Annotated in this window: 9 protein-coding genes; 4 read left to right on the forward strand and 5 right to left on the reverse strand. The window is 61.9% G+C overall.

What is annotated here, in order from left to right; all coding sequences use genetic code 11:
• Positions 1-29: 29 nt before the first annotated feature.
• Positions 30-956 (forward strand): LysR family transcriptional regulator, encoded by a 927-nt coding sequence (locus AC1DUY_RS28160; protein WP_478118607.1) that lies wholly within the window; start codon positions 30-32, stop codon positions 954-956.
• On the opposite strand, the gene AC1DUY_RS28165 is transcribed toward AC1DUY_RS28160, so the two are convergent.
• Entirely contained in the window at positions 953-2,044 is a 1,092-nt protein-coding gene (locus tag AC1DUY_RS28165) for a glycosyltransferase family 4 protein (RefSeq protein ID WP_478118609.1), read from the reverse strand. The genes AC1DUY_RS28160 and AC1DUY_RS28165 overlap by 4 nt on opposite strands.
• Positions 2,045-2,186: 142 nt before the next feature.
• Entirely contained in the window at positions 2,187-2,381 is a 195-nt protein-coding gene (locus AC1DUY_RS28170) for a hypothetical protein (protein ID WP_441231516.1), read from the reverse strand.
• Between the two features lie 59 nt (positions 2,382-2,440).
• Between AC1DUY_RS28170 and AC1DUY_RS28175 the strand changes: the two genes are divergently transcribed.
• Positions 2,441-3,409, forward strand: a complete 969-nt coding sequence (locus AC1DUY_RS28175; protein WP_478118611.1) for an ABC transporter substrate-binding protein — start codon at positions 2,441-2,443, stop codon at positions 3,407-3,409.
• Here AC1DUY_RS28175 and AC1DUY_RS28180 read toward each other — a convergent pair.
• Genes AC1DUY_RS28180 through AC1DUY_RS28190 form a run of 3 tightly spaced genes read right to left on the reverse strand, consistent with a single transcriptional unit; the run spans position 3,381 to position 7,235 of the window.
• Positions 3,381-4,637: an MFS transporter gene (locus AC1DUY_RS28180; RefSeq protein ID WP_478118613.1), complete on the reverse strand. Its 1,257-nt coding sequence runs from the start codon at positions 4,635-4,637 to the stop codon at positions 3,381-3,383. The two genes, AC1DUY_RS28175 and AC1DUY_RS28180, sit on opposite strands and share 29 nt — an antisense overlap.
• Complete coding sequence (locus tag AC1DUY_RS28185) at positions 4,634-5,017, reverse strand: hypothetical protein (protein WP_478118615.1); 384 nt, start codon at positions 5,015-5,017, stop codon at positions 4,634-4,636. Before AC1DUY_RS28185 ends, AC1DUY_RS28180 begins: the two co-directional genes overlap by 4 nt.
• 13 nt (positions 5,018-5,030) lie before the next feature.
• On the reverse strand, positions 5,031-7,235 hold the full coding sequence (locus tag AC1DUY_RS28190) for a TonB-dependent receptor (RefSeq protein ID WP_089262499.1): 2,205 nt from the start codon (positions 7,233-7,235) through the stop codon (positions 5,031-5,033).
• 236 nt (positions 7,236-7,471) lie between these two features.
• Here AC1DUY_RS28190 and AC1DUY_RS28195 point away from each other — a divergent pair, with 236 nt between their 5' ends.
• Positions 7,472-8,515 carry a helix-turn-helix transcriptional regulator gene (locus AC1DUY_RS28195; protein ID WP_478118617.1) on the forward strand — a complete coding sequence of 348 codons (1,044 nt, stop codon included), beginning with the start codon at positions 7,472-7,474 and terminating at the stop codon, positions 8,513-8,515.
• 170 nt (positions 8,516-8,685) lie between these two features.
• The coding region (locus tag AC1DUY_RS28200) for an IS30 family transposase (RefSeq protein ID WP_478118619.1) at positions 8,686-9,505 on the forward strand (820 nt) is incomplete at its 3' end.

Consider the following 9,505-nt stretch of genomic DNA (forward strand, 5'->3'; position numbering starts at 1 on the left):
GATTGAAACTCATCGTTTCGGATTTTGAGATGTCAAAACTTCCCGACTTCGAGGCGCTGGCGATTTTCGCCAAGGTGGTCGAACTGCGGTCCTTTGCGGCGGCGGCAACCGAGCTAACCCTGTCCAAGGCCACCGTCTCCAAGGCGGTGAGCCGGCTGGAGGACCGCCTCGGTGCCAGGCTGTTCAACCGGACCTCGCGGCGGCTGGCGCTGACCGATGCAGGCCGGACGCTGGCGGTGAAGGCTGCGCAATTGCTGGCGGACGGCGAAGCGCTCGAGAACGAGGCACTGGCGCAGTCGGCAACGCCGCGCGGGCTGGTACGGCTGGCCGTGCCGATGACCTACGGCACCAATACGGTGGCGCATCTGCTGCCGGAGTTCCTCGCCAAATATCCGGAAGTCTCCATTGACCTCAGCCTCAGCGACGCCACCGTCGATCTGATCGGCGAAGGTTTCGATGCTGCAATCCGCATCGCCACGCTGCCGGACTCATCGCTGATCGCGCGGCGGCTCTGCCCGGTGAAGCGCCACATTGTGGCCGCGCCGTCCTATTTCGCGAAATACGGCCGGCCGACGCATCCCATGCATCTCGCCGACCACAAATGCTTTGGCTACACCTATCTCTCGACCCCCGGCGTCTGGCACTTCACCAATGCGGCCGGCGAACAGGCCAGCGTTCGGCCGGCGGGGCCGCTCCGCGTCAACAATGGCGAGGCGCTGCTGCCTGCGCTGATCGCCGGATTGGGGATCAGCGACTTGCCGGATTTCATCGTCGGTGATGCATTGACGAGCGGCGCGCTGGAAGCCGTGTTGCAGGACTGGTCGCAATCGTCGAGCGGTGTCTACCTCGTCACGCCACCGGGCGGTCCCCGCCCTGCCCGTGTCGAAGTGCTGCTGGAATTTCTTGCTGACAAACTCGCTGCCACCGGCAAGCGCGCACGCAAGACATCAGGCTAGCTCGCCTTCATCATCAGCCCATAGATGCCGAAATACTGGTCGCGCATATTTGCAATATCGAATTCGGTGACGAAATCCTTCGCCGTCCTTGCGATCTTCGCAGCGAGCTCGGGCTGCGCCGCAAGCGCCGCGATCTTGTCGGCGAGATCCTCGGCGGATCCGACCTTGAATTTGATACCGTTCGAGCCATCCACCAGCAGTTCGGCCGGGCCATCGACATCCGCGGCGATGACAGGCAGGCCGACCGCCATGGCTTCGAGCAGCACCAATCCGAAACCTTCGAAACGCGATGGCAGGACGAAGATATCAGCCTCGTCCAAAGGACGGCGCACATCGGTGCGCCCGCACAGAAAGTGAACGCGATCGGCGACGTTCTCGGCGATCGCCTGGGCCTTTAAACTCAGGAGGGTCGACTCGTCGCCCTCCGGTGGGCTGCCGACGAAATCGCAGCGAATGTCGAGCCCGCGCGCGACGCAGAGGCTGACCGCCTTGATCAGGATGTCCTGCCCCTTCTGTTTCGGATAGATGCGGGCGACATTGATCAGACGCAGAGCCGGTCCGAGGCGACGTTGCCGCGCCACTCTATCGAATGTCGCGAGCGGGATGCCGTTATGCACCTTGAACAGGCGCTTCAGTTTGACCGATTCACATTCACGCTCGACCGCAGCAGAGATCGCGATGTTCCAATCGACGAACCGCTGATGTAGCCGAAGCTTTACGCGGTCCCACGCGTTGACGAGGCCGGTATTGTGAATCGTGTAGCCGACGCTCATCGGACGATACAGTTTACTCAACATGGCGAAGTGCTTGGCGCCGCTGTCATGCGCATGGATGATGCGAATATCGTGACGGCGGATGATGTTGAGTAAACTTAGAATGACACGTGGATTGCGGTTCCCGGGTGGGCGCTTGAGGAAGTAGACCGGATGACCTGTCGCGGAGAGCTCGGCAGCAAGGTCGGGATGGAAAAAGTCGTTGATGACGACGAAAACCTGCGGAATGTCCTCTCCCGGCGTGCAACTGGCAGCGAAATTGATCAGCAGTCGCTCGGACCCGCCCACGGTCAGCGACGAAATCAATTGAAGCACACAACCCACTTTGAAATGCTCCCGGCCCGAATGCCGGGCGACTTCCAAATCCGTCGCACTCCAAACGGCCCGATTGCGAAATAGCGCCAGGGTTTTTGTCTGTTCGGAGTAATCCATTCCCTATTTCGGCTGACGCTCGTGGCTATTCTGCGGCGCACCAAATGCGCTGCGGAAATGAATTCTGGCGGAAAGGCGGCAGAGTTGGGCGGGAATGCGCACGCAGGTTGACGATGGGCCAAAACACATCAGATTTTCCGAAAGCGCAAAACTTCCACGCCATTTCCAACAACACCACATTCGTTGCTTTCGCTCGATGATATTCAGTCAGCCATTTCATTGACTGAATCCGTGTCGGACGTAGCTTTGATGCACGCCATTGCATCAGAGAAAATGACCATGACCACCGCTTCCCCTACGCGCCGTTTGCTATCAACGCTCATTGCCACAGCCTTCAGCGCAACGCTCGCCACCTCCGCTGTTGCGGTAGACCAGATCACGCTGCGCGTCGGCGACCAGAAGGGCGGCAACCGCTCGCTGCTGGAGATCTCCGGCTTGGCGAAGGACTTGCCTTACAAGATCCAGTGGTCGGAATTCCCTGCGGCGGCGCCGATCCTCGAAGCCATCAATGCCGGCGCACTCGATGTCGGTTACACCGGCGACCTCTCGTTCCTCACGGTCTATGCCAACGGCGCACCGATCAAGGCGATAGGCGGCACACGCTCCAATGCGGACACACAGGCGATCCTGGTGCGCAACGATTCACCGATCAAGACCGCTGCCGACCTCAAGGGCAAGCGCCTCGCTGGCACACGCGGCGGCTGGGGCCAGTTCCTGATTGAGGCGACGCTGGAGAAAGCCGGTTACAAGACCAGTGACGCAACTTTCGCGCCGCTCGGTCCCGTCGATGCCAAGATTGCACTTCTCGCCGGTTCGATCGACGGCTGGGCCGTATGGGAACCCTACATCTCCTACGCCGTGCTGAAAGACAATGCACGGGTGGTTGCCGATGGCACCGGTCTGACCCCGACCCTGACCTTTATCGTCGCTTCCGAACAGGCGATTGCCACCAAGCGCGAGGCCGTCGCCGACCTGTTGCAGCGGCTTAACAAGGCCCGCAACTGGTCGCGCGAGCATGTCAATGAATATGCCAAAAACACCGCCGAGCTGACCAAGCTGCCGGAAGACGTGCTGGCGCGCGCCTACAAGGCGCAAGACACACGGCCGATCGCCATCGACGATGGCGTGGTGAAGGAGTTCCAGGAAGCCTCGGATCGCGCCACGCGCTACGGAATCCTGTCGAAGCAGGTCGATGTCAGCAAGGCCGTCGATCGCAGCTTCACGCAGGCTGCGCCGGCATCGAACTAGCGGGCGGTTGCGCGGCGAGAATGCGCATCGTGGCAATCGCCGCGATCAGCGACAACACGGTGGCGACGCTGAACAGCGTCCCATAGCCGAGCAGGTCGGCAATGCGGCCCGATAGCATCGAGCCGATGAAGTAGATGATCAGCTGGGCGCAGGCGAGAATCGTGAAGTCGGTGCCCGGCTGATCCTTCGATGCCGCCGCCATGAACAGGCTGTAGAGCGCGACGATCTCCATGTAGCGGATCAGGGTCTGGAATCCGGCCGCGCCGAAAATCGGCCAGATGCCAGTCACGACACCCAGCGCATGCGCCGTGAACAGCGCAAAGCAGATGGTGCGGAGAATGCCCAGCAGACCCAGCGTCCAGCCGGTGCCGCAGCGTTGCAGCAGCCACGCCGCACCAGCGGCGCCTGCGAGACCCGCCGTCGTCGCGGCACCGCCGGAGAGATAACCGATCTGTTTGAGCGGCACCCCGGCATCGACGAGGTAGCTGCCCTCCATCGCCTTCACGAGGCCCTCGCTCATCCGGTAGATCAGTGCGATCCAGAGAATGTTGCGCACCTCGCGGCGGCGCAGGAAGGCCATCACCGAAGGCCGCGGCTTCGCCGGATCGACCTGGTCGGCTTCGTCTTCGCGCATGGCGAAGGCGGCAAACAGCGGGATCAGCGAGAAGCCGGCGATGGTCAGCAGCATACCGGTCCAACCGATCTGCGCATAAAGCACGAGACCCAGCGTGCCGCCGATCACGACACCAAACGCGACCGAGCCGCCCTGGATCGCATTGCCGATGGCGCGATCCTCCGGCGCGAGATATTTCGCGGCGTAGCCGTCGGTGGCGATGTCCTGGGTCGAGATCAGCAGTGAGCCGAACAGGCCCACCGTGATGATGCCCCAGATATTGGTTGCGCCGAGCGGGATCAAACACAGCAGGCTGATGATGACCCCGGTTTGGGTCACGATCACCCAGCCGGCGCGATGTGCGCGCGCGAACGGGCGGATGCGATCCACCACCGGCGCCCAGAAGAATTTCAGCAGCAACGGCAGAAACCAGAGGCTGAGATAGCTGATCTCGCTGCGCGACACGCCGGCCTCGCGCATGATTGGCGGCAGGGCGGCGGCGAACAGATAGGACGGGATCGCCTGTGCCAGATACAGCCCGCCCAGCACGACGAACAGCCGCTTGCGTCCCATGACGGCGACCGGCGCAGATGCGTTAAGCTCCGCGGTGCTCATGCGAGGCCGCGATGTTCGGCGAGAAAGGCGCGCGCGGCGATCTCGTCCTCGAGCGCCACCAGCGGCATCGGCCAGAGCTTCCGAAACGTCTCTTCCATCTTCTTGTTGGCGCCGGGGCGTACAATCGCCACAGCACGGCAGCGCGCGGAGATATGGCCGCGCGTCGCCTTGAACCACAGCGCCTGCTCCCGCTCGCCGGCGACGGACAGTTTCCCGCCGCCCCCGAACACGGTCAGAAGTTCGAATGGCGCATCATGCTCGCCGACCCGGGCCAGCGCGGCCAGATAATCGCGCTCGTCCGACTCCGCGTAAGGCGGCAGGAACCGTAGCGTCAGCAGGCTCCCATCAATCTCCAGATCCACCATCGTCGTGATCTTCAAACTCCTTGTCGCGTCAGAACGTCTTGCGATAGCCGACCGTCACGGTGCGGCCCCAGGAATAGACCGGCAGGTTGCGCACCGAGGTTGCCGTCGGGTTCTGCAGCTCCGTATCGAACAGGTTGTTGACGGCTGCATAGGCCTCGCCGCCATAGACCGGCCCGCTCAGCGCGGCATTCATGGTGAAGCCACCCTCGATGGGATAGACCGTATTGGTCAGGTTGATACCGCGGTTGCGGCTTGCATAGCCCTCGCCCTCGACGCGCAGCTTGATGCCGTTGTCGAAGCGATAGTCGCCGAAGATCAGACCGCGCACCGGACTGCCGATGCGGTTGTTAGGCAGCCACGAGTCGAGCACACCGTCCTTGTTGGTGTCGTAGCGGCCTTCCTTGTAGCCGATCGTGGTACCCAGCGTGAAATTCCGGTTGATCGCCATCTCGCCGATATATTCGACGCCGTAGATCATTTCCTTCTGCTGCGAGATCAGGTTGGTGACTGGATCGAAGGTCACGCCCTTCTCGGACGTGCTGACGAAACCGGTGATGCTGCCCTTGTAGGGGCCGTCGCCGCCGCGGATGCCGATTTCGTAATTGTTGACGATCTGGGCTTCCGGCGCGATCGAGCTGAAAGAGATGGTCTGGCGTGCCAGCGGCAGGCAGTTCGGCGTCGCCACCGGACAGGCAAAGGCGGTGGATGACAGGCCGGCGCGGCGCGTATAGGCGCCAACATCGGGCAGCGCATAGCCCTGCGAGAAACCGCCGAACAGATCGATCTTGTTGTTGAGCTTGAAGGTCGCGCCGAGATTATAGGTCGGCGAGGCATATTCGTACTGGCCGCCGATAACATTGAGCGCCGGCAGAACGAAGCGCGTCACGGGTGAGATCGCGGCATAGGCTGCCGGACGCAGGAAGTCGTCGACGCTGAGATCGAAATGCTCGTAGCGAACGCCGCCGCGCGCGGTCAGCCGATCGGTGATCGGGACTTGCACCAACGCAAATCCGGCTGTCGTCACCTGGGTCAGCGGCGTGAAGACATCGCGTCCGTCGGTCAGTGTCTGCCATGTCTTGTCATGGACGACGTCGGTACCCCAAGTCACCTTGGCACCGTTCCAGATGCGGTCGAGCGGCGTATCGATCGTCAGATTGACCCCGCCGCGCTCGGAATACAGCGTGGTCTGGTTGGCGGGGCTGGTCGGGCTCAGCGGATTGCCGGAATAGTAGACCAGCGAGTTATAGGGATAGGAGAACTCCGAATAGTTGAAGCGCTTCTTGATGTCGTTATAGAAGCCGACCACGCTGAGATTGCCAAGCACGAAGTCGGTATCGCTGTAGCGCAATTGGAACGAGCGCGAATCTTCCAGCACGCTCTGCCCGGTATAGGGCTTGGTAAAATCCGGCTTCGCATAGGCGCCCGAATAGTCGGTAAGATATTTCGGCGTCTGGTCGAGATAGAACTGGCTGATCGAGGCTTCGATGCGCTTGCCGCCATCGAAATCGTAACCGATCTTGCCCAGGAAATTACCGCTGGCGAGGCGATCGCCGCCTCCCTGGCCGAGCATGGCATCCGATGGCAGCTCGCGGCCCGCGCCGTCATAGGTCTTCTGCGCACCGCGGCCGCTGCCGACGAATACATAGTCGATGCCGTTCGTGCCCTTGCCACTGACCGTCGCCGACATTTCTGGTGCCAGCGAACCGCCGGGATCGGCAGTGAAGGTGCGCAACGCCGTGTTGACGCTGACGCGCGGACCGCCGGGCTGCGCTTTCTTGGTGACGAAATTCACCGTACCGCCCGTCGCGCCGGCGCCATACAGGCTCGATGCACCGGCGACCAGTTCGATGCGCTCGACGGAATTCAGATCGATCAGCGACAGGACGCGCGAGACGTCGCGGAGCGGCGTCGTCAGCGGCACGCCGTCCATCAGCACCAGAAGGTCGCGGCCGCGATAGCTTTCGGAAGCACCGGAGATGGTCTGGTTCGAGACCGAGAAGCCCGGCAGCAATTTGGCCAGCAGAGCCGATGCGCTGCCGCTCTGCTTGAGCTGTTCGTCGATCTCCTTCTGATCGACCACCTGCACCGTCTGTGGAATATCCGAAATCGAGCGCTGGGCACGCGCGGCCGTTACCGTGATCTCGTCGAGCGTGACGCCCGCGCTCTGCTGCGCAACGGCCTGCGACGACATGAGCCCGACGGCGGGGATGAGAAGGAACTGGCTGTAACGCATGAGCTCGGAATCTTCCGTATGTTCGTGGCGACGAAGCACTGGGGAGGTCGAGCCGGTCAATTCGACCGTGGCCGCAGCAGTTTGGAATCAATGTAAATTCCAGCCGCGGCTTTACTCTTCTTACGCCTGTGCATTCCGTCTATCGTCACAGCGATACGGCACAGCCCATTGCATGACTTGGACTCGGTGAATTGATAGTCGGACTGGAGCGAACGAAGCGGTTTGGATTCGATGCTGTGGCAAACGCGCATCAGTCGCGGTCTCCATCCTGCGTCGATGCCGCTCCCGATTGCCCTCTCGTCCCGCTCTGGCTGGTTGCCGACGATATCGATGACACCCTGCGCAAACCGCTTGAGAGCCGCCTGCCGTGGAAGACCGTGCAGCGCAATTCGCTAGGATCGTTTCGCGCCGCGCCGTTCCAGTCGAAGGCGATCCTACGGATGCAGCCGCATCTCGGACTGATGTCGTGTTTCGATCCCGCACCGCTTTGGACCATGCCCGACGACGATACCGCCACGACCGGCAACGACTCGCCGCAGGACATCCTGGTGCTGCGGCCGTCCGACGGCGTGGTGATCGTCCAGCAGGATGGCCAGCGCCAGACATGCATGCCGCGCGAGGCGATCATTCTCGATCCCGGCCGCGCTACCACCTTCATCATGAATGATGTGAGCCGCGTCGACTGCCTGCTACTCCCCAGCAATGGCCATACCGGATTGCGCCACATCGCCCATGACAATGGCGGGCTGATCGCGCTCGGCCATTACGCCGCTGCCGTAATGCGCGGTCTGTTGCCGATGAATTCCGCTGCGCTGACGGGTCTTGCCATCGATTATATGAACGGCCTCGTCGCCACCATGATCGATGAAGCCGATGCGCCGGGACGACGTGCAGCACTGCGGCAGGACCGACCGACCATCAGCCTGTTGTCGCTCAAGGCCGATATCGAGGCCAGCCTCAGCCAGCCGACGCTGTCGCTGGAACGGCTTGCGACGACGCATGGCGTCACCGCGCGCTACTTCCAGAAACTGTTCGAGGCTGAAGGCCGCACATTCTCGGATTATCTGCTGGAGCGTCGGCTCGAGCGCGCCTTCCATATGCTGCGCGATGGCAACCGCGGGGATCGCGCCGTCAGCACCATCGCCTTCGAGGTCGGCTTCGGCGACCTCTCTTATTTCAACCGCACCTTCAAGAAACGTTTTGGCGCGACACCCCGCGAAATTCGGGCGCGGTTTGAAGTGATGCTGGTGGGTGCACAGTCACCGATAGTCGACAATTAGCGAGTTGAAGCACGAACAACTCTACTGTCGTCCCCGCGAAGGCGGGGACCCATAACCTCCATCCTCTCCGCTGAAGTGAAGGCTTCTCCCAACGGTGATCATCGAAACGGGAGTGTTTATGGATCCCCTGAGTTCTCAAACGAAGTGCAACACCAGATTAGGGTGTTGCGATGGACGGAACCTACGCCCAGCTATCGCTGGATGACCGCTACAGGATTGCCCAGCTTTACGCCGAAGGGCGCTCGATCCGGCAAATCGCGGCAGCTCTGGATCGCGCGCCATCGACTGTCTCCCGGGAGCTGAAGCGCAATGCCGGCGTGCAGGTCGGCTACAAACCCGCTTACGCGCAGGGCCAGACAACAGCGCCCAAGGATTACAGCTGGCGACGATATCTGCCGCGCGGCAAGAGCAAGCGAGGCTTCCGTGGTCGCAAGGGCGGGTCGTCAGCGCTGCATATAGAGGGCCGGGTGCCGATCGCCGACCGACCAAAGGAGGTCCTGGACCGCGCCACCGCCGGCCATTGGGAGGGTGATCTGATGATGTTCGCGCGCTACGGGCAGGCCATCCTCACCTTGCATGAGCGATTATCCCGTCTGATGATCGCCGTGCGTCTATCCGGCAAGGCCGCCCGTCCGGTCGTGCAAACGATTACCCGACTGCTGGCGCCGCTGCCGCCCGAACTGCGACAGAGCATTACCTTCGACAACGGCACCGAGTTCGCCTGCCACACAGACCTGCATGCACTCGGTATCCAGACGTTTTTCTGCGATCCCTACGCCCCTTGGCAGAAAGGTGGCGTCGAGAATRCCATCGGTCGCATGCGCCGCCGGATTCCGCGCAAGACAGATCTAGCTACGCTCACCTCCCAGGATCTTGCCGATGCCGTGCTGGCTTACAACAGCACACCCCGAAAGTGCCTTGACTGGCATACCCCCGCCGAGCTCTTTGCTCGACAGCTGTTGCACTTCGAGTGTGAATCCACCTCCCCGC

The organism is Tardiphaga sp. P4_G1, from assembly GCF_056401215.1.